The following is a 22,041-nucleotide window of genomic DNA, read 5'->3' on the forward strand; positions in this document are numbered from 1 at the left end:
AATAAAGCTTTTACTTAATACGTTAAAAACGCATTTTACAACGCATCAAAAGTTTAATTCACAACAATACAAGATTTGTATTCTTTTATAACGCGATCGCGTTTACTAAGAAGCTCACGATATTCTTTAAATAATGTATTATTACTACGATCTTTAATCCATGCTGAAAAGGCACGTTCACATTCACTTGAAATTGTTGATAATTCACCGTTAATCTCGTTTAATTTTTTTATTTGGATGTGTCTAACCATTATTCTCCCACCTTATCTCTATATTTTTCTACCTGCTTCTACAGGTGTAATAAAATAAATTCCGAACTGCACCATCTTTTTCTTCTAGGTATATAGCACGTTTTTAGACTGTTACTTTGTTTCTTTATTAAAAAATCTCCTAAATCAAGAGGAAGTTAAATGTGAAAATAACCGCATACATTAATGTTTTTGTTTGTGCTAATGGTGGTATTACCCTGTTTTTAAATGGAGTAAACATCTTTTTTATAAAAAAATCAAAGAAATTTTGTCAGCGATTTTTTATGAATTTTTTAGCTTATCAGTAATTGTTGAAAGGAAATTATTTCTGGGGAAATATGGCGAAACATAAGTTGGAGAAGTCATTATTTGTTATAAAAACTAGATTTAGGTTAACGCTTAAGATAACAGTTCACAGTTAATAGAAAATATCTTTGCCTTTATTGATATAAAGCTGTACTATAAGTGATGACTTTTATATTATGTTTCATAATAATAGCCACTTTAGTGAAAAATAATTTTTTATAAAGCAAGTCCATTTCTACATATCATTTCCTCTGGTGATTGGGTCTCTGCAAACACCATTAAGGTTTAACTATATTAAAGTAGACAAAGCAAAAGGAGAATAACTATGACACAAAACTTTTTACAAGAATTAAAACCATTTATACAGGATAACTGGAAGAAAGCTACTTTTGAAGCACCTACAGCTATTCAAGTTAAAGCAATACCACCAATTTTAGAGGGGAAGGATGTTATTGCAGAATCTCCGACTGGAACTGGGAAAACATTAGCATATGTTCTACCATTACTTAATCGTATTGATCAAAATAAAAAATCAGCTCAAGTTGTGATTTTGGCTCCATCAAGAGAGCTTGTTATGCAAATCTTTGATGAAATAAAGAAGTGGTCTGAAGGTAGCGGGTTAACAAGCGCTTCTTTTATTGGTGGTGCGAATATTAAACGCCAGGTTGAAAAGCTGAAAAAAAGCCCGCAAATTATTGTTGGTACGCCTGGAAGATTACAAGAATTAATAAAAATGAAAAAGCTAAAAATGCATGCTGTACAAGCATTAGTATTAGATGAAGGAGACCAACTATTAGCAGCAGAACATAAGAACACATTGAAAGAAATCATTAAAACAACATTAAACGAGAGACAAATTGTGTTGTTTTCTGCAACATTAAATGAAAGTACAGAATCAAAAGCTAGAGACTTTATGAAGAGTAACCTGGAAATAGTTAAGATAGGTCTTGATGAAGTGCCAGTAGGAAAAGTAGATCATACCTATGTTGTATGTGAACAGAGAGAAAAGCTATCAATGCTAGAGAGATTAGTGAAGAATATCCCAATGAAGGCTTTAGGATTTGTTAAAGATATTGGTAATCTGGATGTTCTTGCAGAGAAATTAGAGTTTAAAGGTGTTGATCTTCATCTATTACATAGTGATACAAGTAAAGAGAAGAGAGAAGCAGCACTGAAGAGCTTGAGAACTGATAAACAAGGGTTATTGCTTTCAACAGATGTTGCTGCTAGAGGATTAGATATTGCTGGACTTACACATGTAATTCACTATGATCTTTCATTAAGTAGTGATCAATATGTGCATCGTTCAGGTCGAACAGGAAGACAGGGGAATGAGGGAACAGTCATTTCAATTGTCACAGAAAGAGAAGTAAGAGAATTAAAGAAAATTGCAAAAGAAATAAATATAACATTGAAAAAGGCTCAGTTATACAGAGGAGAGCTTGTAATAGAGGAATAAAGAATCAAGAGGATCTCTCAAATTATGAGAGATCCTCTTGGTTAATTCTTGTTGTTAATTCTTTGCTGTAATATTACTATATGTTTTCTACGGAATGGTTATACGTATAATTTACTCATTTAATTCCATTCTAATATAACGTCTTGTGTTAGGACCATATATTCCATCATTAGCTAATGCTGCATACATTGATTGAAATCTTCGCACTGCATCCTCGGTATTAGGACCATAAATGCCGTCAATAGCACCTGGTTTAAAATTAATTTGATTTAGAGCTCTTTGAACTTGTTTAACAGCATTTCCTTGATCACCGCGTCTTAAAATACCATTGGGTAATGGGAAATCAGGTGCTGATACTTTTTGTTGTAAAACTTGCTGTAGCTTTGAAATTGTAACTGGACCAACTAGGCCATCTACAGCTAGATTATAATTTCTTTGGAATCTCATTACTGCATTTTCTGTTTCTTCTCCAAAAATTCCATCTGCTCCAAACCGAGGTAAGCCATAGCCCGCATCAATTAGTTGCTGCTGTACATCTCTTACAAATAAGCCTGAATCACCTTCACCTATCGGTAGTCTTGAAGTTGCGGTAGGTCTTTGAGGTCGAGAAGGTGTAGGATTTGATGGTGTGTCTTCATCAACTTCTCCAGAGAAATCTCGTAGTTCTTCGACAACATCATCTATAAACATTGACCAGGAAATTCCATTACTTCTTAATATACCTATAGGATCTGTTCTTCTTGAGGGATCAAGTGTCGCATGAGCAATAATATCTGAATTAGGATTTAAATTAAATCTGTCACATAAGTAGGCATGGTACCATACATACCGATCATATGCTAGTTGAAAATTAATGCCACCACCATGACATAACTCAACGCCAATTGCAGCGTCATTTGCATTTGCTCCATAACGCCTATTATCTCCTGGAACACTTGGACGAACATGGTAAGCTATTTCATTTAATGGAATGATTTCTAAAATATAATTATCATCAATAAAGGTGTGTGCAGAGGCAGAAGGTTGCTGTGTATCAAAATAGTTACGATTTCCATACGCTGTTGAACCAGGATTACCTGTATCATGGCTAACTATAAACCGAACTGTTCCTATATTTATACCTGGTCTAGAATTACCAGTGCGAATATAATCTCGAGTGATCTCATAAGCCATTTATTTTCACTCCTGTCATATACAATTTTGACAAAGTTGTTCCATTTAAGTATATGAGGTCAGAAGTTATTATGTGTATCAAAAAAGCATGAATCTATTTTATCCACAATATTAACAAATCTATGTAATTTCAATAAATATTTATTAACAATAGCTGTGGAAAAAGTTATATTGATTTTAAAGATACCAACAGATATATCCACAAAATCCACAGTTTGGCATAAATGTTATCCACAATGTTCCTTATTCTTATCCACAATTGTGGAAAAAGAGTGAAAATTCACCCTTTTTCCTGTAAGCATTATAAATTTCTATTTGTACTTTGACGTTGATTAGCTGCATTTGCTCTTGCTTGAGCCTCAAGATCCTCTTGATCAGCTAACTCTCTAGAAAATTCCTCATCAACACCATCTTTTTTAAGGTTTTTTGGTGTTTGTGGTAAAGTGGTTGAATTTTTGTCTCGTGCTTTATGGTTATGCTGATGTCCTCTACCCATGAAAAAAGCCCCCCTTTGAATGTTGAACATAATGTTCAATCATTAGGATGGCTTTTTTTCATACTTTTCATGTTGGAAGTTAATGTTTAGATTTACTTATGTATCCACCGGCACGATCAGCTTTTTGGAATTCTCTTGAATATGTTACTTCTTGCATACTAGAAAGAGTACTTTTTGACTTATCACGCTTTTTTCGATCTACAGCCATTTTAAACATCCTCTCATAATAAAAGTATTCTTCCTTATTGTGGACAAATAAGTGATAGTTCATACCAAACAAGAAAAGGGTGTGAAGCTTACATATCGGTGACGATGAGAATAGGGTATTTACGCTAAATACTAGGCTTTGTTAAACTTTGTTGTTGATTTCCGTTACAGGCATTCGCTTTCCCGGGAAAAAAGTACCTTTTTTCCTAGGTCCGGGAGCCTCCTCGTAAGCTGCGCGCCTGTGGGGTCTCCCTTTGACACGCTTCTCTAAGAAGGAGTCTCATATATTCACCTCCAATCAACAAAGTTCTAAAAATCAACATTAAGCTTTAACATAGCCAAATACTAAAAAGCCAAGAGAGTTCAAGAAACTCTCTTGGCTATTATTATCGTTATGCTTCTTTAAGATGTTGATGTTCATCAGCTTCAGATGTTTGGTGATAAGTGTAAAATGTATATAGATCTTTTGAGATTTCAAATAGGTTAAACAAATCTTCCCCATTATTAATCTGCTCAAGTAAATTAGCTCTAGTTTCATTTGCATTAACAACGTATGGCAGTTTTTCAGCAGCTTTAGTTGATCGAACATTTTTCTTGCGAATACGTAAGAAGATTGTTTCGATATCTAGTTCATAAAAAAGCTCATGAAAGAATGCATCTTTTGCCGATTTATTATAGCCTTTTCCGTGATATGGTTTGCCGATCCATGTTCCTAAAAATCCAGCATTATCTTGAATATCAAAAAGACTGATCGTTCCAATTGGAGAGCCCCATTCGTCTAAAATGGTACGTGATATCAATTCACCACGTTCTTCGGCCTCAACCGTTTGTTTTGTTAAAAATAAATATTCTTCAAATGAATTTGCTTTGTGGCGCACAAATGGGAAGACATCAGGGTGAACCATGTGATCATAAAGTGCATGACTATCATGTACATCACGTTTTTTTAGCATTTGGATCCCTCCAATGAGGGCAGACTCCACGTGTTATGGTCTACCCACCCTCGAAATTTTTTTATATTGATTTTGCGTTTAAAAAATTTCGGGGTGGGAATCGAACCCACTAGAACCAGTTAAGATGGTGGCGCACCATTTGCCTTCCCATTACTAATTAAGTTTTGTAGATAAGAAAGATTAAAAGTAAGCAGCTTCGTGTTGATATACTCCCAAAATAAACTATAAGTCATACAGCATTTTCAGGTGAAGAGCACCTTTGTTTTTCTGTAGTCTTAAACCTGCCTGGGTTGATCAAAGCACCTGCTCTTTTTTCTTTTTCTTATCGCTCCTTGGAGTATAATACGTTAATTTAAATGAAAAAGATACTCCTTTTTTGTCGATTTACAAAAAAAAAATATTTATCTTAATATAGTTGTTATTCTACAAGGCTTTTTTTGTATTTGGTAAATTTTTTTATTTAAAAAAGTTTATTATGATAACGGTTTAATGCTTTAATTAGAAATAGTATTAAACAGTAATGTATTCAAGTTAGAAGTAATATTGAAATAGTATTTTCAGTGTTTTCTAACAATTTTTATATACGATATTCCCATTTATCATTGTTATAAGAGGTTTTGATAAATAATGAAATGGATGATGATTCCAAACTACTAAATCTGCATTTTTGCCTATTTCTATACTGCCTAGAATATCATCAATTCTTAAATTACGAGCTGCTGTAATGGTGATTCCTTCTAGTGCTTTTTGTTCATCAAATCCTTCTCTTACAGCAATAGAGGCACAAATATTTAAATATTGAATCGGAGTATATGGATGATCTGTTGTGATCGATACCTCTACACCTTTTTCAGAAAGTGCTTGATAAGTTGACCAGCTCTTATTTTTTAATTCAATTTTCGATTTTCTTGTGAGGGTAGGACCAACACACACTTTAGCATGTTTTTCTTTAAGTTCATCAGCGATTAAATGTCCTTCTGTACAATGCTCTATTCGATAATCCAGGTCAAATTCCTCAGCAAACCGAATAGCACTCATAATATCATCTGCACGGTGAGCATGAATTCTCACAGGTATCTCACGACGTAATGCTTTCTTTATTGAAATAGAGCGGAAATCCTCTGATTCATCACAATATTTTGCTTTGTAAAAAGCTTCACGTAGCATTCCCATGATTCCCATTCTTGTTATGGAATCTTTGTTTCCTTGGCTATGCATTCGTTTTGGGTTTTCACCTAAAGCAATTTTTAATCCTGCTGTTTCTTGTACAATCATGTTCTCAATATTTATTCCATAAGTTTTAATAACGGATGTTGTACCGCCAATTACATTTGCACTTCCTGGCATAACATGAGCAGTTGTAATTCCGTACTTTATGGCATCCGTAAAAGCAGGATCAAGTGGATGAACACCATCTAATGCTCTTATATGGGGTGTTAGTGGTTCAATCGTTTCATTTGCGTCATTACCAGCCCATCCAGTGCCTTCATCATATAAACCTAAATGTGTGTGAACATCAATAAATCCAGGAAATAGGTATTGATTTTTACATTGTATAATGTTTACTTCTTTAGTTGCTTGGAGATTTTTCCCTATATCAATAATTATGCCGTTTTCAACTAAAACATCTGTTTCATATTTAACAGCTGAGGTTACAGGATAAACTGTAGCTTGCTTAAAAAGTGTCGATTTTATATTCATATTGAGCTCCATTCTTCAAGGCACTTTTCTGAAGTATTTTTGCTACAAGACTAGATAGTTGTTATAAACAGAGTTTTATATTGTCTTTTTAAGATGAAAAGATACCACTGTTTTTTAAAATTCGAGAATGTAAACAAACTGTTTTAGATCACTTTAAAATGTTTCGTAATGCTTCATCAACATAAGGGTAGGTAAATGTAAAATGATGTTTCTCTAATTTTTCAGGTAATACTTTTTGACCTTCTAAGATCAAAATACTCATTTCTCCTAATATTGTTTTTAAAGCAAACTCAGGTGCTGGTAGCCAATGAGGTCTATTAAGGATATTACCAATAGTTTTGCCAAATTCGTTCATTTTTACAGGATTAGGTGCTGTTGCATTTACCGGACCAGTGATTTTATCATTTTGAATTACATAATCAATAAGTTTTACAAGGTCCTCGATAGAAATCCATGACACCCATTGCTCCCCAGATCCTAACTTTCCTCCTGCAAATAATTTATATGGTAAAAGCATTTTTGGTAACGCACCTTCCGCGCCCAAAATAATCCCAAATCGAGTAAATACGGTTCTTACATTTAGTTCTTCAACTTTAGATGCTTCCTTTTCCCAAACCTTTACTGTCTCTGCTAGAAAATCTGTACCTCTCTCTGTAGAATCCTCAGTAAATGTTTTGTCTCTAGATGTACCATAGATACCTATCGCACTTGCATTAATCAAGACAGAGGGCTTCTTCTCTAGCTTAGATATAATGGAGTAAACCTCTCTAGTTGCTTTTACTCTACTTTCAACAATTGCCTTTTTTGCATCTTCTGTCCACCGATCATTAATTGATTTTCCTGCAAGGTTAATCATGACATCTATTCCTTCTAATGATGAAGCAGGGTTTGCTTCATTTGAAAGCCATTGAACATATTGTAAGTTCTTTTGAGAAGATGTTTTGTCACTTCGTGTTAAAATATATACATCATGACCATTATTTAAATAATGATTAGTTAAGTGTTTTCCAACAAATCCTGTTCCACCTGTAATCGCTATTTTCATGAATACTCACTTCCTTTTCTAGTAGTAACGGGGTATCTTCTTAAACTGTTATTTATAAAATTGTTGAAATATATAAAGTTCTCATTTTCTTTTATTTTGCTTAAAATAGATGCAAAAATAGATCTATTTCATTTATACCCTTTCTAGTAGAAATATCCACATTTCGATGTGTTTAAAAATTAGTTATATATAGTAGGTGATTGATTTGGCAATTATTACGAAAATTACAACTCAGAAAAAAACAGATGATCGATTGAATATTTTCTTAGATGATGGAAGTGGAGAAAAATATGCTTTTAGTGTAGATCAAGATGTTTTTATAAAATACAATTTGCAAAAAGGCAAAGAACTTGATGAATTTGATATTATTGAAATACAATACGGAGACTCGATAAAGAAAGCCTATAATAAAGCATTAGAATATTTAAGCTATCGTATGCGGTCTATTAAAGAAGTGAAAGACTATCTTAGCAAAAAAGAATACAATGATGCTGTTATTGCTGAAGTGATCATTAAATTAAAGGACTATAAATATGTAGATGATCTTGAATTTACGATCGCGTATGTTCGAACACAATGGCAAACAAATGGTAAAGGACCAACTGTGATTAAGCGAGAGCTTTATGAAAAAGGGATTGAGCAGTCTTTTGTTGAACAAGCACTATCATTATATACTGAGAATGCGCAAATAGAAGAAGCTATTTCACATGCAGAAAAGGTTTTGAAAAAAAACAATAAGTTATCAACAGTACTATTAAAGCAAAAAATAGAGCAACATTTAGTAAGAAAGGGATTTTCCTTTCAAATTATTTCAATTGCATTAGAAGAAGTACAATTTGAACAAGATGAATCAGAGGAATGGTCTGCTCTTGAAAAGCATGCTGAAAAGGCAAAGAAAAAGTATCAAAATGAAGAGCCCTATCAATATAAAATGAAGATGAAGCAATTTTTATACCGAAAAGGATTTCCAATTGAATTAATTGAAAAATATTTAGATGCTGAATCATAAGGGGACATGAAGGATGACAACAAATCAAAAAAGATATAGTGAAATGACGGAGTATGAATTAAAAACTGAAATTGGCACTCTAAAAGAAAAAGCTAGAAAAGCTGAGCAATTAGGAATCATAAATGAATTTGCTGTACTAGAACGTAAAATTACGATGGCTAAATCTTATTTATTAGATCCTAAAGATTATAAACCTGAAGAAACGTATGAAGTAGAAGGTGCTCCTGGAGAATTTTTTAAAATTAGTTATATGAATGGGATTTTTGCATGGGGATCTAGAATTTCAACTCCAGAGGTAGAAGAAGCTTTACCAATTTCCATGTTAATGAAGACTGACAAGTCATAGGACTGTCAGTCTTCAAATGCTCGGTTATGAGCGTTTTCTTGTTTGTCTTTCAAGAATGATGAGATCTTGGGTTTGTTGGGTTTCTCCGTTCACTTGTGCGTGCGAATGTTTAGGATTAGCCCAAGGTTGAGTGAATGCGTTAGAATACAAATTATCATAGAATTTTTTCTTCTTATTTGTACCCATTACAATAGCACCTCCGCAAGTTTGGTTACTGCAAGTTAAGAGTAAGGATTTTCACGACTTCCAGAAGCTCTCATTCGTTCTTGTGGATGAGTGTTAATGGTGCCGTTTGCTCGTTTAGAAGCATATTCTGCTTTTGCTCTTGGCTCGCCTTCAAACTTGTTATTATTCATATTTGGAAATCCAGTTTGTTTGTTACGCAATGCAATCCCCTCCAAATCATCATTCAGTAGCTTCATTAATTGAAGCGTATTTATAGTATAGTGCAACAGAAGAAAATTATAAGTAGCTAATCCTACCTAGAGGTGAGAATAATGGAAATGTACTTTGAACAATTAACAAATGAATTGTTAGAAAAAAATAAAACACTTTCTTACGCTCAAGCGCGAACATGGGTCGAGCTGCTATGGGAGGATTTTGAATCAACTCAAGCAAAGGCAGGTCGAACTTATAAAGGAAAAGAAATGACAGAAATGGTGGTTCGTCAACTCATCACACATTACGGTGATAAGCTTCATGAATTCATTGCAACAAACCCTAAATACAGCCATTTATTAAATAATGATGATTATTTGAAGCATTAATTAAATGTTTGTTTAATGAATTAAGTATAATATATGGCACAAAAAGGACCAGACATAAGACGTCTGGTCCTTAACTCATTCTGGAATAAGCTCTAACTTTTTACGTAGTTTTTCCTCGCTGAAAATCCAGCCTGTATAAGAACTAACAATGTTCAATTCTTGATCTAATTGAGCAATTGCTACAAAAGGATAATACCCTTTACTTCTATATCTTAAATCAATAAACCGAACTTCATAATGATCTGTATATTCATCAACTTCCCACCTATAAACAGGTGAAAATGATAAAAAAGCAGAGATGTTATCATCTTCTTCAGCAGCTTTTATAATATTAGTCTGAGGAACAGGCACCCTGTCAAATTCATCTAAAAAAATTAGCTTTTCATTAACTGATCTTGCTACATGAAAATGCTCCTTTGTCATAACAGCTATATGCCATTGTCTAAACCTCATGGTGGGCGAAATAATTATTTCTTCAATGTAATCTAGCTGCTCATGCAATTGTTTAACGATATTTCGTTGCATCGAGAAACGAATCACATAGTATCCAACCAACACAGCATATACACTTAAAAACGTATATCCAGGATGAGCACCTAAGACCCAAATGATAATCCCGACAATATGTGTGAAAAAGATAAAAGGATCGAATGTATTAATAATGCCCAAAGCAATCCACTTTTTTGTAAAAGGCCTTAAAGCTTGAGTTCCATAAGCATTAAAGATATCAACAAAAACATGAAGAACAATTGCCAGTAAAGTCCATAGCCATAAATGCAGCATGTTGCTTTCTGGGATGAAAATTGTCAGTAAACCAGTGATTAAAAATGACCATATAAAAATTGCTGGAATAGAATGTGTAATTCCTCTGTGATTTCGAATGTATTTGGCGTTGTTTCTAAGTTTTAAAATGGTATCTAGATCAGGAGCTTGTGAACCGATAATTGTACCAATCATTACGGCTTGTGCTGTAGGATTATCAACACCAACAGCCGGATCAAGTGTGGCAAGTCCTCCTAGTGCAATTCCCATTACGATATGTGTTCCAGTATCCAAACAATAAACCTCCTCATATTTACTCTAAAAGGAGTTAGTACTTATACTTGATAACCCTAATAGGTTCATTTGAATTTATATGTGGTAATATTGTCCAATGTGCATTATTTTAAACATCTATGCTTTAAAAAGACTAGTTCTTGTACTATTCTTATAAAAGTGATTGCTGTGATAAATATAGCATTACTCTTTATTTTCCCAAAAATGAAGGAAAATAACATGCGGAGGAAAATTTTAATGATTAATGATGTACAAAATAAGCTACAAAGCTTTCCGATAAAAGAATTTCAAGACGATTTAATAAATTGGTACCTTGCTGAAAAAAGGGACCTGCCTTGGCGTAAGGATCAAGATCCGTACAAGGTTTGGGTATCAGAAATTATGCTTCAGCAAACAAGAGTTGATACAGTTATTCCTTATTTTAACGCATTTATTACCAAGTTTCCTACCATTAACGCTTTAGCTGATGCAGATGAAGAAGAGGTATTAAAAGCATGGGAAGGTCTTGGGTATTATTCAAGGGTAAGAAATTTACAAGCGGCTGTAAAGGAAGTTAAAGAAACATACAGTGGTAAGGTACCGGATTCTCCTTTGGAAATTTCAAAGCTAAAAGGGGTTGGTCCTTATACAAAAGGTGCGATCTTAAGCATTGCCTATAATATCCCGGAACCAGCAGTTGATGGGAATGTCATGAGAGTACTATCACGTATCCTTTCAATATGGGAGGATATCGCAAAACCTAAAACACGTAAAATATTCGAAGAAGCAACATATGAATTAATTTCAAAGGAAGATCCATCATCCTTTAATCAAGCAGTTATGGAGTTAGGAGCATTAATATGTACGCCAACCTCACCAAAATGTCTTCTTTGTCCTGTTCGTGAACATTGCACAGCATTTGATGAAGGAGTTCAATCAGAGCTTCCGATTAAAAGTAAGAAAAAGAAACCAAAGCCGCTCCAAATGGCTGCTGCTGTTTTGTATGATAATACGGGTAAGCTTTATATCCATAAACGTCCACCAGCGGGATTACTTGCAAACCTTTGGGAATACCCGAATTTAGAGCTTGACTCCATGAGTGGGAAAACATATCGCGATCAGCTAGGTGAATTTCTATTAAATGAGTATGGAATTGAGGCAGAGCTCTCAGAACTAACAGGAACTGTTGAACACGTATTTTCTCATTTGATATGGAATATTTCTGTTTTTATAGGGAAAGTCAAAAACGTTAATGATACCAATCTCTTACCTGTAACAGAAGAAGAGCTACAAAGATATGCGTTTCCTGTTTCACATCAAAAAATATATCAAATTTACAAAAAGGCTGACTTGTCTTAATGAGTCAGCCTTTTTTCTTTTTCTGAAATCAGAGCTAAACGCGCCTTACTCTTTTCTCAATCATACTGAACTCTTGTTCCATGAGTCCAATCTGCTTCGTTTCTTTTCAATCCACCACGTGCCTCTATTTCTTCGACAATTTCTCGATGAATGGTTTGACCTTCAGAATTTAAGTAAGGTACTACTTGTTGAAGTGAGTGATGAAAATAAGCTAATTCTTCCTTCTTCCACTCTTTTTTTGACATCATAGAGAGCTCTGTCATATCTCGTCCTACGTACATGAAGTTAAATCCCCCTTTACTACCGAGTAAAAATTCAAATCAAAATAGAAGTTTCACTATAGTATCTGATACAATGATTACATCTATACGATTGTTTACATATGAGGAGCTGACAATATGAGTCAACAAAATAAAGTGGCATTAATAACAGGAAGTAGCCGTGGAATTGGAAGAGCAGTTGCAATTCGATTAGCAGAAAGAGGCTATGATATTGTTGTTAATTATGCAAGAAGTAAGACAGCTGCACTTGAGGTTGTTAATGAGATCGAAAAGCTTGGTGTGAAAGCAGTTGCGATAAAAGCAAATGTTGGTAAGCCAGAAAAAATTAAAGAGATGTTTTCACAAATTGAGGAGCAATTTGGCAGATTAGATATATTCGTAAATAATGCAGCATCTGGTGTTCAAAAGCCTGCAATGGAGCTTGAAGAAAGTCATTGGGATTGGACAATGAATATCAACAGTAAGGCATTGCTTTTCTGTGCACAAGAAGCTGCAAAGCTAATGGATATAAATGGTGGAGGATATATTGTAAGCACAAGTTCATTAGGATCTATACGTTATTTAGAAAATTACACAACTGTTGGTGTATCAAAGGCCGCTTTAGAAGCTTTAACAAGATACCTTGCAGTGGAATTATCTCCGAAGAATATCATTGTTAATGCAGTTTCTGGTGGAGCGGTTGATACTGACGCACTAAAGCATTTCCCTAATCGTGAAGAATTACTAGAAGATGCAAGAAAGAATACTCCAGCAGGCAGAATGGTTGAAATCGATGATATGGTAAACGCAATAGAATTTTTGTTAACAGATAAAGCTTCGATGATTCGAGGTCAAACACTAATCGTTGATGGCGGTCGCTCGATTTTAGTTTAAAAATCTTTGGCACTACAAATATATTTGAGCAAGTAATCCTTGTTTATTAAGGTTATACCTGAATTTAAAAACAGAAGGTAAAAAAACTTTATAAAAAAATTATTTTTTTGTGGATATAAAAATCACCTCCGGGACAATCTATATTTCGTGGAGGTGATATCGAATGGCACAGAACAACAACCAAGCTGGTAAAACAGCATCAGGTACAAACATCCAACATGTTAAACAACAAAACGCTCAAAGTGCACAAGGTGGACAAGCAGGTGCAGGCCAATTTGGCACTGAATTTGCTAGCTCAACTGATGTTCAACACGTGAAAAAATACAACCAACAAGCTGAAGCTAATAAGAACCAAAACTCTTAATTAGCAGATGCAAAAGACACCTTCCCAATAACGGGGAGGTGTCTTTTTTGTGCGAATTAACATACCATCTTAAAAAAAAAGATTAAAAAATAAAAAAACGACAAAACCTCTGTTTACTCTACATAAGTAGTCAAAGGGTTGATGCATAGTATGGAGAATTTAATATATACACACTATTTTGTTTCTCTTTAGCGGAAAGGAGAGTAATGATGAATTTTGATCAATTAGTAGGCGAGCAATTAAAGACGATGGATAAGTTATTATATTTACAGTCTGAGATTGAAAGATGTCAAGATATTAAAAAACAACTGGTTGCATTGCAGGATGAAACACAAATGCAATCTGTTCAGATTGAGATAGAGAATATGAAGGTTGAGTTAAATAAAATCCAAAGGGTTTTTGAGCAACAAACAGAAGAAGTGATACGATCTTATGAAGAAGGTCAGAAATTCGAAACTGTATCTTAAGTAATGTTAGAAGTCATTTCTCGTGGAATGACTTCTTTTATTTTCTTTTTTATTTCACAAACGTTATAATGGAAGGAAATACATTACGTGGACGTTTATGAAATTCTTCATGAAGCGATCAATGAAATCGAAAGAAGGGGAGAAAAGTGCGCTTTCCCAGGGAAGGAGACAAAATCCAAATACATAGCTATAAGCATAATGGATACATCCACAGAGTCTGGGAGGAATCCACGGTTCTAAAGGGTTCCCAGCATTGTATAATCGGTGGAAATGATCGAACGATTGTTACGGAATCAGATGGAAGAACGTGGATTACTAGAGAACCAGCAATATGTTATTTCCATTCAAGACATTGGTTTAATATAATCGGGATGTTGAGAGACGACGGTGTTTACTACTATTGTAATATAAGCTCACCATTTGTATGGGATGAGGAAGCGGTCAAATACATAGATTATGATCTCGATGTAAAGGTTTATCCAGATATGACTTATACAATTTTGGATGAAGATGAATATGAAGAACATAGCCAATTAATGAATTATCCTGAAGTAATTGACATAATTTTAAGAAATAACCTTGAAACCTTACTTCGATGGATACGGCAAAAAAAAGGTCCGTTTGCTCCAGAATTCATTGATGAGTGGTATGAACGATACTTAACATATGTAAGGTAATAGTAGTGGGTAGTAAGGGTGGCTCATATTGTGCTTCAGCATTATAAGATGTTGGGGTGTAATAAGCAAGAGTCAGCCTTTTTCATATGTGGTCGTATTTTTTATGAGCTGTTAAGTAAAAACGTGAATTTCTGCTTACAAAAGGATTTAAAGGGAGACTATAAAGGGTATAACCAAACTCAAGGCATTAGTATAATGAAGACTTTATACAGACCAATGAGCAAGTTTGACAGGGCCTTTTGTAAAGAAATGGGGGATTTCTTTGGGGGTTATAAAGAGATATATGAAATTTGTTAGACCATATCGTCTACAAATTATCGGTACAATTATGATCGGTGTTATTAAATTTTCAATTCCACTATTATTACCATTAGTCATTAAATATGTTGTGGATGATGTTATCGGTGGAACTGGGTCAGATGCTGAAAAAACAAATACATTATTAACGTTAATGGGCGGGATGTTTGTTTTATTTGTTATTCTCCGCCCTCCAGTTGAATATTATAGGCAATATTTTGCACAATGGACAGCAAGTAAAATTCTTTACGATATTCGAGATCAATTATTTACTCATCTACAAAAGCTTAGCTTACGTTATTACGCAAATACTCGTGCGGGTGAAATTATTTCACGAGTGATCAATGATGTAGAACAAACGAAAAATTTCGTTATAACAGGATTAATGAATGTGTGGCTTGATGTGGCAACAATTATTATTGCTGTTGCAATTATGTTAACAATGGATGTGAAGTTAACACTTGTTTCGATCATTCTGTTTCCTTTTTACGGTTTATCTGTTAAATATTTTTATGGCAGATTGCGTCACTTAACAAGAGTTCGTTCACAGGCACTTGCAGAGGTTCAAGGTCATTTGCACGAGCGGGTTCAGGGAATGCCGGTTATCCGCAGCTTTGCTACAGAAGATTTTGAACAGGATCAATTTGCAAAAGAAAACTCAAATTTTCTTGACAAAGCACTTGATCACACAAGCTGGAATGCGAAAACATTCGCTGTTGTTAACACGTTAACTGATATCGCTCCATTAATCGTCATTAGCTTTGCTGGGTATCAGGTTATTCATGGTCAGCTAACGATAGGAACAATGGTAGCGTTCATTGCTTATGTTGAACAGCTTTATAATCCATTAAGAAGATTAATTAATTCATCAACAACATTAACTCAAGCAATTGCATCAATGGACCGAGTATTTGAATTTATTGATGTACCTTATGAAGTGGTTGATAAACCAAATGCAAAACTGGCAAAGGATATTAAAGGAGAAGTCGAATTCCAAAATATCTCTTTTCGTTACCAAGAAGATGAAGCATTAATAATCGAGGGTTTGTCGTTAAAAGTAACAAGAGGTGAAACTGTCGCATTAGTGGGAATGAGTGGAGGCGGTAAATCAACTCTTGTCAGCTTATTACCACGTTTTTATGATGTGACAGATGGTAGAATTCTTTTAGATCATCTTGATATTAGAGATTACCAAGCCCAAAGCTTACGTGAAAAAATTGGTATGGTATTACAAGATACATTTTTATTTAGTAACACAGTCAAAGAAAACATCTTAATTGGTAAACCAGACGCTACTGAAGAAGAAGTGATCGCTGCAGCTAAAGCAGCAAATGCGCATGATTTTATCATGAAGCTACCAAAGGGCTATGATACAAAAGTGGGTGAAAGAGGGGTAAAGCTCTCTGGAGGTCAAAAACAACGAGTCTCAATTGCTCGAGTATTCTTGAAAAATCCACCTATCTTAGTATTAGATGAAGCTACATCAGCTCTAGATTTAGAGAGTGAACATCTTATTCAAGAAGCATTAGAAAACCTGGCTAAAGAACGTACAACATTTATTGTAGCTCACAGACTTTCCACAATTACGCATGCAAATAAAATTGTGCTCATCGAGGACGGAAAAGTAGTTGAACAAGGCACACATCAGGAGCTAATGACAAGACAAGAGAATTATTATAAATTATTTCAGATTCAACAGATTGAATAGTCGGTATGGTCACATCCTCTTTTGGGGGATGTGGCTTTTTGGTTTGGTGTGAGTAATTCGTTCTGTCGTGATTTGTCGGATATTGAAGAATCGCTGATAAATCTGGATAATCGCTGATAAATTCGAATAATCGATGATATTTTGGAGAAATCGCCGATAAATCCGCAAAATCGTCGATAAATTTCAGATACTTGTTTTAGGAGGCATCATCTGGAGTCGGATAGACTTAGTTTAGAGTCTAAAACAACAATTTCTATCAGATCCCTAACTATAAAGTTAAAAACCAATCCAAAAATGACTAACTTAAGTTTGTTTTTGTTGGTTATTGAGACTTGGAGTTTTTTTTACATATAAGTGGTGTGAATCTGTGTCGTGATTTGTCGGATATTGAAGAATCGCTGATAAATCTAGATAATCGTCGATAAATTCGAAGAATCGCTGATATTTCGGCAAAATCGCCGATAAATTCAAAAAATCGCTGATATTCTAAAAAAACGAAGATAATCTCTGAGATGGTGGGGTGATTTGGGACAGATTTCGCAGAACGAACCCTAGTTTCAAAGCCAGATACACCTTTCCGATGAAAAACAGCCCAATTTGAACTTCAAAACCATTCCTTTTAACCTAAAAAGGGCTAACTTGCCCCTCAATTCGCCAACTAAAAAAGACTAGCATCAACGCTAGCCTTATTCAGTCGATAATTTTATTTCGTTGTCTTCTTTATGGTAATTTTGGAAGCTGCAAATAAGTGTATCTAAATGCTCTAGTTGCTCACTGTAGTCGATAATTGTTGCAACTAGGGGTAGGAGGTGATAAAAGTCTGTTGGATCTTGGTTTTGATGGAATTCCATGAACACCTTTGTTAGTTGTTTTTTGTTAAAGCGACCTTCTTCTGTTAGTTCTTGAGAAGGCTGTGTTTTTGTTTTGCCGATAAATCGTAATAATGATTCTTCATGAAAATAAAGTAAATAGTCTAATTCATCCTTAAGGACTTTTTGAAATTCCTCTGGCATATGATGAAGATCATTTTCAAGTCGGTGAAGCTTTTTTAATGTATCAAGTGAACGGTTTGACGTGACAATCATTTGTCTGAAAAGAACTAATTTACGCGACTTAGCATATGACTCACGTTTAAAATAATTACGTTCTTCCTTATAGTTTAAATAAAGCTGGTCAAGCTTGATCATTTGTTCTTTGAGCTTTTCAATATCTTCTTTTAGCACATTATGCTCTGATGCTTGACGTAGGTTCACTCTAATCCATTTAATGATTTCTTCTGTGTTTACAGATACACGGTTATATAACTTTGTTTCGTATTTAGGTGGAAGAAACACCATATTTACGATAAATGCAGCTAAAACACCTAGTAGTACAGTGAAAAAACGAATTAAGGCAATTTCAATAAAGTTATCACCAGGACTTTCTAAAATTGCTATTACAGTGACTAGTGCAACAGGAATTGTGCTTTCTGCTTTTAGCTTAATGTTAATAGCAATGACGATGATGGCTGTTAACCCGATTACAAAGGGGTGTGAACCAAAAATTAATCCAAAACCAATGGCTAAAGCAGCACCAATGACATTTGCTTGAACTTGTTCAATAATTGATAAATAAGAGCGATAAATTGTTGGTTGTATAGCAAATATGGCAGAAATTCCTGCGAAAGCTGCAGAAGGTAGTTGTAATATTCCTGCTAAAAATAAAGCTAGAGTTATGGCTATCCCTGTTTTCAGGATGCGGGCACCTAATTTCATGTATGTTTAATGACATTCCTTTCTTGAATCCGATTAGTCAAAGAACATATTATATTCAATATGTATGGCTAAAGTTGCTAATAACGTACTATACAATGATTAATAAAGATATACAAGATACATTTCCCTTTTTAACAGAATCTTAAAACGTGTATATATTCTGAAAATGGATTTTATTTCTTATGAGCCTAAGTCAAAAAAGAATTTCATAAATAAAGACAAGATACAGCTCGTGCACTTGTCTTCATTATTTGTTATTTTAGCTTGCTGAAAGCTTGTTCGACGGCTGTTAATGTTTCCTCAATATCTTCTTTTGTATGAGAAATAGTTAAGAACCAAGCTTCATATTTTGAAGGAGCCAGGTTAATTCCTTGGTGAAGCATAAGCTGAAAGAACTTCGCGAACATTTCACCGTCTGTGTTTTCTGCTTGTTCATAGTTAACAATTTTCTCGTTTGTGAAATAAATTGTTAGTGCGCCTTTTAAACGATTGATTGTAATTGGAATATTATATGTACGAGCATGTTTTAATATACCTTCTTCAAGAATTGCGCCGAGCTTGTCTAGGTTTTCGTAGACATTTTCCTGCTTAAGTACCTCTAAACAAGCGATACCTGAGAGGATAGATGCTGGATTTCCGGCCATTGTACCTGCTTGATAGGCAGGACCTAGTGGTGCAACTTGTTCCATAATTTCTTTTTTGCCACCATAAGCGCCAATTGGAAGTCCGCCACCGATGATTTTACCTAAAGCTGTTAAATCAGGGTAAATACCTAAGTAGTCTTGTGCTCCTCCGTACATAAAGCGGAATGCTGTAATCACTTCATCATAAATAACTAGTGCTCCTGCTTGATGAACAAGTTCGTTCACTTGCTTCAAAAATCCTGGCTTAGGTTCCACAATTCCGAAGTTACCAACAATAGGCTCTACTAAAATCGCTGCAACTTGATCGCCCCATTTATCGAGTGCTTCTTTTAATGGCTCGATTTCATTGAAGGGAACTGTGATTACTTCTTGTGCAATGCTTTTAGGTACACCCGCAGAATCAGGAGTTCCTAATGTTGAAGGACCAGATCCAGCAGCAACTAGGACAAGATCTGAATGACCATGATAGCAGCCAGCAAATTTGATGATTTTATCGCGACCAGTATATGCACGTGCTACTCGAATTGTGGTCATCACTGCTTCTGTACCGGAGTTTACAAAACGTACTTTATCTAAAGCTGGCATCGCTTCTTTAAGCATTTTGGCAAACGTAATTTCATGTGGAGTTGGTGTACCATATAACACGCCATTTTCTGCTGCAGTTGTTATGGCTTTTGTAATATGTGGGTGGGCATGACCTGTAATGATTGGGCCATATGCTGCTAAATAATCAATATACTTGTTTCCATCAACATCCCAAAAATAAGCTCCATTTGCTCTTTCCATCACAACTGGAGATCCGCCACCAACTGCTTTATACGAACGTGAAGGTGAGTTAACACCACCAACGATATGTTTTAATGCTTCTTCATGTAGCTCATTTGATTTAGTAAATTCCATGTGTTCCTCCTAATGTGTATAAAACTTGAGAGATTATGCCTTATTCTAACATGAAAGCCGCTTCTTTAAAAAATGCGAAGCATACAATTTGGTGAATTGCTAAGTTTTCGGGTAAACTAGTAAGTTGTGGTGAAATTTGGAGGGACAAAAATGACAAATATCATTGAAGTTAAAGATTTGCGTAAAGAATTTAGATCATACTCTAGTCGACAAGGACTTAAGGGTGCATTTCGTGATTTATTAAATAGACAATCAAAAGTTATTCCAGCAGTTAATGATGTTTCATTTACTGTGAAGCAAGGAGAAATGGTTGGGTATATCGGTGAAAATGGTGCTGGTAAATCAACATCAATTAAAATGCTAACGGGAATTTTAACACCAACATCTGGTCAGGTTATTGTGAATGGAATGAATCCTCATAAAGAACGTGAGCAATTTGTAAAATCTATTGGTGTTGTATTTGGACAAAGGTCACAGCTTTGGTGGGATATTGCGGTTCAAGAATCATTTCGTTTATTAAAAAAGGTATACAAAGTTTCTGATGAAGATTATAAGGAACATATGGAGCATGTCATCGAAACATTAGATATTGGACCTCTATTAGATAAGCCTGTGAGAAAGTTATCACTGGGACAAAGAATGAGATGTGAATTAGCGGCAGCACTTATTCATAATCCACCATTATTGTTTTTAGATGAACCAACAATTGGTCTCGATGTTTTAGTAAAGCTGAAAATTCGTCAATTTTTAAAAGAGATGAATGAAAAATACAAAACAACAATTCTACTAACAACACATGATTTATCTGATATTGAAGCATTATGTGAGCGTGTTGTTATGCTTGATGAAGGAAGAGTTATTTATGATGGTCAGCTTGCAGAATTACGATCACACTGGGGTGAAGGCAAGCAAGTTCAGTTTCAGTTCCAAAATGAAATTGTTGAAGATCAACTAACATTTTTAACACAGGATCTTGATGTTTTATGGCAAAAAGGAGATAAGTTAAATGTCTGGACCGCACTCATTAGTGATAAAGAAGCTCCGATGTCTGAACTTATTGGTCGTGTTGTTGGTGCACATGAAATTATTGATCTTAGTGTGACAGAAATTTCTACAGAAGAAGTGATACGTAACATATATGAAAAGGGAGAGGCCCTTTCAAGCTGAGGTGAAAAAATGGATAAATATATTGAAATGATAAGAATCCGCTTTTTAATGATGCTTGCGTATCGGACAAATTATTACAGTGGAATTTTAATTTATAGTATTAATATAGGAGCTTATTATTTTCTCTGGACTGCTATATATGGTGGGAAAGAGTCGATTGAGGGTCTTTCTGCCATTCAAATGACAACATATGTTGCTGTTTCATGGATGGCAAGAGCGTTTTACTTTAATAATATCGACCGTGAAATTGCATTGGAAATAAAAGAAGGAAAAGTAGCTGTTGAGCTTATTAGGCCTTATAATTATTTAGGAATGAAAACTATGCAAGCTTTTGGTGAAGGGATTTTCCGTCTATTGTTTTTCTCGGTACCAGGGATGGTTATCGTTGCGTTGGTTTTCCCGATTGAGTTTTCAGCAAATGGGATGACATGGCTATTTTTTGCTAGCTCACTCGTTTTTAGTTTTATAATTAATACACAAATAAATCTATTAACAGGAATGGTTACCTTTTTCTTATTTAATAATGATGGGTTAATGCGAGCGAAACGAGTTATTATCGATTTATTCTCAGGGCTATTGTTACCGATCAGCTTTTATCCGATGTGGGCACAAGACGTGATGGCTTATTTTCCATTTCAAGCGATCAGCTATATTCCTAGTATGATATTTACTGAAGGAATTCAAGGTAATGAAGTGTTACAAGCTATTTTATTACAAGGATTTTGGGCAGTTGTGCTACTCATTCCAGTTCAAGTGATATGGTCATTAGCGAAAAAACGAATGATTATTCAAGGGGGATGAGTTG

At 34.7% G+C, this 22,041-nt stretch carries 25 protein-coding genes and 1 pseudogene; 12 read left to right on the top strand and 14 right to left on the bottom strand.

What is annotated here, in order from left to right; translation table 11 throughout:
• Positions 1–53 precede the first annotated feature (53 nt).
• Complete coding sequence (locus FS935_RS20165) at positions 54–251, bottom strand: hypothetical protein (protein WP_146950445.1); 198 nt, start codon at positions 249–251, stop codon at positions 54–56.
• Positions 252–879: 628 nt separating this feature from the next.
• On the opposite strand from FS935_RS20165, the gene FS935_RS20170 reads away from it, so the two are divergent.
• Positions 880–2,013: a DEAD/DEAH box helicase gene (locus tag FS935_RS20170; protein WP_146950446.1), complete on the top strand. Its 1,134-nt coding sequence runs from the start codon at positions 880–882 to the stop codon at positions 2,011–2,013.
• Positions 2,014–2,124: 111 nt separating this feature from the next.
• Here FS935_RS20170 and FS935_RS24045 read toward each other — a convergent pair whose 3' ends face one another.
• From FS935_RS24045 to FS935_RS20200, 7 genes and pseudogenes are all read right to left on the bottom strand, one after another.
• Positions 2,125–2,703 (bottom strand): peptidoglycan-binding domain-containing protein, encoded by a 579-nt coding sequence (locus FS935_RS24045; protein WP_240050980.1) that lies wholly within the window; start codon positions 2,701–2,703, stop codon positions 2,125–2,127.
• Positions 2,686–3,186: pseudogene (locus FS935_RS24050) on the bottom strand (peptidoglycan recognition protein family protein); the annotation flags it as partial. The gene FS935_RS24045 and the pseudogene FS935_RS24050, both read right to left, overlap by 18 nt.
• 301 nt (positions 3,187–3,487) lie before the next feature.
• Positions 3,488–3,682 carry a YfhD family protein gene (locus tag FS935_RS20180; protein WP_146950448.1) on the bottom strand — a complete coding sequence of 65 codons (195 nt, stop codon included), beginning with the start codon at positions 3,680–3,682 and terminating at the stop codon, positions 3,488–3,490.
• A 79-nt stretch (positions 3,683–3,761) separates the two neighbouring features.
• Positions 3,762–3,890, bottom strand: a complete 129-nt coding sequence (locus FS935_RS20185; RefSeq protein WP_146950449.1) for a YfhE family protein — start codon at positions 3,888–3,890, stop codon at positions 3,762–3,764.
• A 391-nt stretch (positions 3,891–4,281) separates the two neighbouring features.
• Positions 4,282–4,842, bottom strand: a complete 561-nt coding sequence (locus tag FS935_RS20190) for a GNAT family N-acetyltransferase (protein WP_146950450.1) — start codon at positions 4,840–4,842, stop codon at positions 4,282–4,284.
• A gap of 567 nt (positions 4,843–5,409) precedes the next feature.
• Entirely contained in the window at positions 5,410–6,537 is a 1,128-nt protein-coding gene (locus FS935_RS20195; protein ID WP_146950480.1) for an amidohydrolase, read from the bottom strand.
• Between the two features lie 154 nt (positions 6,538–6,691).
• Positions 6,692–7,588, bottom strand: coding sequence for a TIGR01777 family oxidoreductase (locus tag FS935_RS20200; RefSeq protein ID WP_146950451.1), 897 nt, complete (start codon positions 7,586–7,588; stop codon positions 6,692–6,694).
• 205 nt (positions 7,589–7,793) lie between these two features.
• Here FS935_RS20200 and recX point away from each other — a divergent pair, with 205 nt between their 5' ends.
• Positions 7,794–8,597: a recombination regulator RecX gene (gene recX / locus FS935_RS20205; RefSeq protein WP_146950452.1), complete on the top strand. Its 804-nt coding sequence runs from the start codon at positions 7,794–7,796 to the stop codon at positions 8,595–8,597.
• 13 nt (positions 8,598–8,610) lie between these two features.
• Positions 8,611–8,943 carry a YfhH family protein gene (locus FS935_RS20210; protein ID WP_146950453.1) on the top strand — a complete coding sequence of 111 codons (333 nt, stop codon included), beginning with the start codon at positions 8,611–8,613 and terminating at the stop codon, positions 8,941–8,943.
• 24 nt (positions 8,944–8,967) lie between these two features.
• On the opposite strand, the gene FS935_RS20215 is transcribed toward FS935_RS20210, so the two are convergent.
• Both FS935_RS20215 and FS935_RS20220 read right to left on the bottom strand, forming a co-directional pair.
• Positions 8,968–9,129, bottom strand: a complete 162-nt coding sequence (locus FS935_RS20215; protein WP_146950454.1) for a YpzG family protein — start codon at positions 9,127–9,129, stop codon at positions 8,968–8,970.
• Positions 9,130–9,164: 35 nt separating this feature from the next.
• Entirely contained in the window at positions 9,165–9,329 is a 165-nt protein-coding gene (locus FS935_RS20220) for a small, acid-soluble spore protein K (RefSeq protein ID WP_146950455.1), read from the bottom strand.
• Between the two features lie 111 nt (positions 9,330–9,440).
• On the opposite strand from FS935_RS20220, the gene FS935_RS20225 reads away from it, so the two are divergent.
• The gene (locus FS935_RS20225) at positions 9,441–9,710 is read left to right on the top strand and encodes a YfhJ family protein (protein WP_146950456.1); all 270 of its coding nucleotides are present in this window, start codon (positions 9,441–9,443) and stop codon (positions 9,708–9,710) included.
• Between the two features lie 75 nt (positions 9,711–9,785).
• Here the strand turns inward: FS935_RS20225 and FS935_RS20230 are convergent, their stop codons facing one another.
• A complete protein-coding gene (locus FS935_RS20230) occupies positions 9,786–10,766 on the bottom strand; it encodes a metal-dependent hydrolase (RefSeq protein ID WP_146950457.1) in 981 nt (326 codons plus the stop codon).
• 237 nt (positions 10,767–11,003) lie between these two features.
• Between FS935_RS20230 and mutY the strand changes: the two genes are divergently transcribed.
• Positions 11,004–12,104, top strand: a complete 1,101-nt coding sequence (gene mutY, locus FS935_RS20235; RefSeq protein ID WP_146950458.1) for an A/G-specific adenine glycosylase — start codon at positions 11,004–11,006, stop codon at positions 12,102–12,104.
• A 56-nt stretch (positions 12,105–12,160) separates the two neighbouring features.
• Here the strand turns inward: mutY and yfhS are convergent, their stop codons facing one another.
• A complete protein-coding gene (gene yfhS / locus FS935_RS20240; RefSeq protein WP_146950459.1) occupies positions 12,161–12,385 on the bottom strand; it encodes a mother cell protein YfhS in 225 nt (74 codons plus the stop codon).
• Between the two features lie 117 nt (positions 12,386–12,502).
• On the opposite strand from yfhS, the gene fabL reads away from it, so the two are divergent.
• From fabL to FS935_RS20265, 5 genes are all read left to right on the top strand, one after another.
• Entirely contained in the window at positions 12,503–13,258 is a 756-nt protein-coding gene (gene fabL / locus FS935_RS20245) for an enoyl-[acyl-carrier-protein] reductase FabL (protein ID WP_146950460.1), read from the top strand.
• 163 nt (positions 13,259–13,421) lie between these two features.
• Positions 13,422–13,622 (top strand): gamma-type small acid-soluble spore protein, encoded by a 201-nt coding sequence (locus tag FS935_RS20250; protein WP_146950461.1) that lies wholly within the window; start codon positions 13,422–13,424, stop codon positions 13,620–13,622.
• Positions 13,623–13,828: 206 nt separating this feature from the next.
• Positions 13,829–14,089: a YgaB family protein gene (locus tag FS935_RS20255; protein ID WP_146950462.1), complete on the top strand. Its 261-nt coding sequence runs from the start codon at positions 13,829–13,831 to the stop codon at positions 14,087–14,089.
• A 146-nt stretch (positions 14,090–14,235) separates the two neighbouring features.
• The gene (gene ntdP / locus FS935_RS20260) at positions 14,236–14,766 is read left to right on the top strand and encodes a nucleoside tri-diphosphate phosphatase (protein ID WP_146950463.1); all 531 of its coding nucleotides are present in this window, start codon (positions 14,236–14,238) and stop codon (positions 14,764–14,766) included.
• Between the two features lie 262 nt (positions 14,767–15,028).
• On the top strand, positions 15,029–16,771 hold the full coding sequence (locus FS935_RS20265) for an ABC transporter ATP-binding protein (RefSeq protein WP_146950464.1): 1,743 nt from the start codon (positions 15,029–15,031) through the stop codon (positions 16,769–16,771).
• A gap of 686 nt (positions 16,772–17,457) precedes the next feature.
• Here the strand turns inward: FS935_RS20265 and FS935_RS20270 are convergent.
• Positions 17,458–18,525 carry an FUSC family protein gene (locus FS935_RS20270; RefSeq protein WP_146950465.1) on the bottom strand — a complete coding sequence of 356 codons (1,068 nt, stop codon included), beginning with the start codon at positions 18,523–18,525 and terminating at the stop codon, positions 17,458–17,460.
• A 254-nt stretch (positions 18,526–18,779) separates the two neighbouring features.
• Positions 18,780–20,069 (bottom strand): glutamate-1-semialdehyde 2,1-aminomutase, encoded by a 1,290-nt coding sequence (locus FS935_RS20275; RefSeq protein WP_146950466.1) that lies wholly within the window; start codon positions 20,067–20,069, stop codon positions 18,780–18,782.
• 150 nt (positions 20,070–20,219) lie between these two features.
• Between FS935_RS20275 and FS935_RS20280 the strand changes: the two genes are divergently transcribed.
• Together FS935_RS20280 and FS935_RS20285 are read left to right on the top strand one after the other, a co-directional pair.
• A complete protein-coding gene (locus FS935_RS20280; RefSeq protein ID WP_146950467.1) occupies positions 20,220–21,236 on the top strand; it encodes an ABC transporter ATP-binding protein in 1,017 nt (338 codons plus the stop codon).
• 9 nt (positions 21,237–21,245) lie between these two features.
• Entirely contained in the window at positions 21,246–22,037 is a 792-nt protein-coding gene (locus tag FS935_RS20285) for an ABC transporter permease (protein WP_146950468.1), read from the top strand.
• Positions 22,038–22,041 lie beyond the last annotated feature (4 nt).

The organism is Metabacillus litoralis (assembly GCF_007994985.1).
GTDB lineage: Bacteria > Bacillota > Bacilli > Bacillales > Bacillaceae > Metabacillus > Metabacillus litoralis.

What these genes read in the sequence shown, in the direction of transcription:
- FS935_RS20280 (WP_146950467.1), top strand. Translation starts at nt 20,220, where the DNA reads ATGACAAATATCATTGAAGTTAAAGATTTGCGTAAAGAATTTAGATCA.
- FS935_RS20270 (WP_146950465.1), bottom strand. Translation starts at nt 18,525, where the DNA reads ATGAAATTAGGTGCCCGCATCCTGAAAACAGGGATAGCCATAACTCTA.
- mutY (WP_146950458.1), top strand. Translation starts at nt 11,004, where the DNA reads ATGATTAATGATGTACAAAATAAGCTACAAAGCTTTCCGATAAAAGAA.
- FS935_RS20200 (WP_146950451.1), bottom strand. Translation starts at nt 7,588, where the DNA reads ATGAAAATAGCGATTACAGGTGGAACAGGATTTGTTGGAAAACACTTA.
- fabL (WP_146950460.1), top strand. Translation starts at nt 12,503, where the DNA reads ATGAGTCAACAAAATAAAGTGGCATTAATAACAGGAAGTAGCCGTGGA.
- FS935_RS20225 (WP_146950456.1), top strand. Translation starts at nt 9,441, where the DNA reads ATGGAAATGTACTTTGAACAATTAACAAATGAATTGTTAGAAAAAAAT.
- FS935_RS20170 (WP_146950446.1), top strand. Translation starts at nt 880, where the DNA reads ATGACACAAAACTTTTTACAAGAATTAAAACCATTTATACAGGATAAC.
- FS935_RS20165 (WP_146950445.1), bottom strand. Translation starts at nt 251, where the DNA reads ATGGTTAGACACATCCAAATAAAAAAATTAAACGAGATTAACGGTGAA.
- FS935_RS20255 (WP_146950462.1), top strand. Translation starts at nt 13,829, where the DNA reads ATGATGAATTTTGATCAATTAGTAGGCGAGCAATTAAAGACGATGGAT.
- FS935_RS24045 (WP_240050980.1), bottom strand. Translation starts at nt 2,703, where the DNA reads ATGTTTATAGATGATGTTGTCGAAGAACTACGAGATTTCTCTGGAGAA.
- FS935_RS20185 (WP_146950449.1), bottom strand. Translation starts at nt 3,890, where the DNA reads ATGGCTGTAGATCGAAAAAAGCGTGATAAGTCAAAAAGTACTCTTTCT.
- FS935_RS20190 (WP_146950450.1), bottom strand. Translation starts at nt 4,842, where the DNA reads ATGCTAAAAAAACGTGATGTACATGATAGTCATGCACTTTATGATCAC.
- FS935_RS20285 (WP_146950468.1), top strand. Translation starts at nt 21,246, where the DNA reads ATGGATAAATATATTGAAATGATAAGAATCCGCTTTTTAATGATGCTT.
- FS935_RS20180 (WP_146950448.1), bottom strand. Translation starts at nt 3,682, where the DNA reads ATGGGTAGAGGACATCAGCATAACCATAAAGCACGAGACAAAAATTCA.
- FS935_RS20210 (WP_146950453.1), top strand. Translation starts at nt 8,611, where the DNA reads ATGACAACAAATCAAAAAAGATATAGTGAAATGACGGAGTATGAATTA.
- FS935_RS20215 (WP_146950454.1), bottom strand. Translation starts at nt 9,129, where the DNA reads ATGGGTACAAATAAGAAGAAAAAATTCTATGATAATTTGTATTCTAAC.
- FS935_RS20275 (WP_146950466.1), bottom strand. Translation starts at nt 20,069, where the DNA reads ATGGAATTTACTAAATCAAATGAGCTACATGAAGAAGCATTAAAACAT.
- FS935_RS20250 (WP_146950461.1), top strand. Translation starts at nt 13,422, where the DNA reads ATGGCACAGAACAACAACCAAGCTGGTAAAACAGCATCAGGTACAAAC.
- yfhS (WP_146950459.1), bottom strand. Translation starts at nt 12,385, where the DNA reads ATGTACGTAGGACGAGATATGACAGAGCTCTCTATGATGTCAAAAAAA.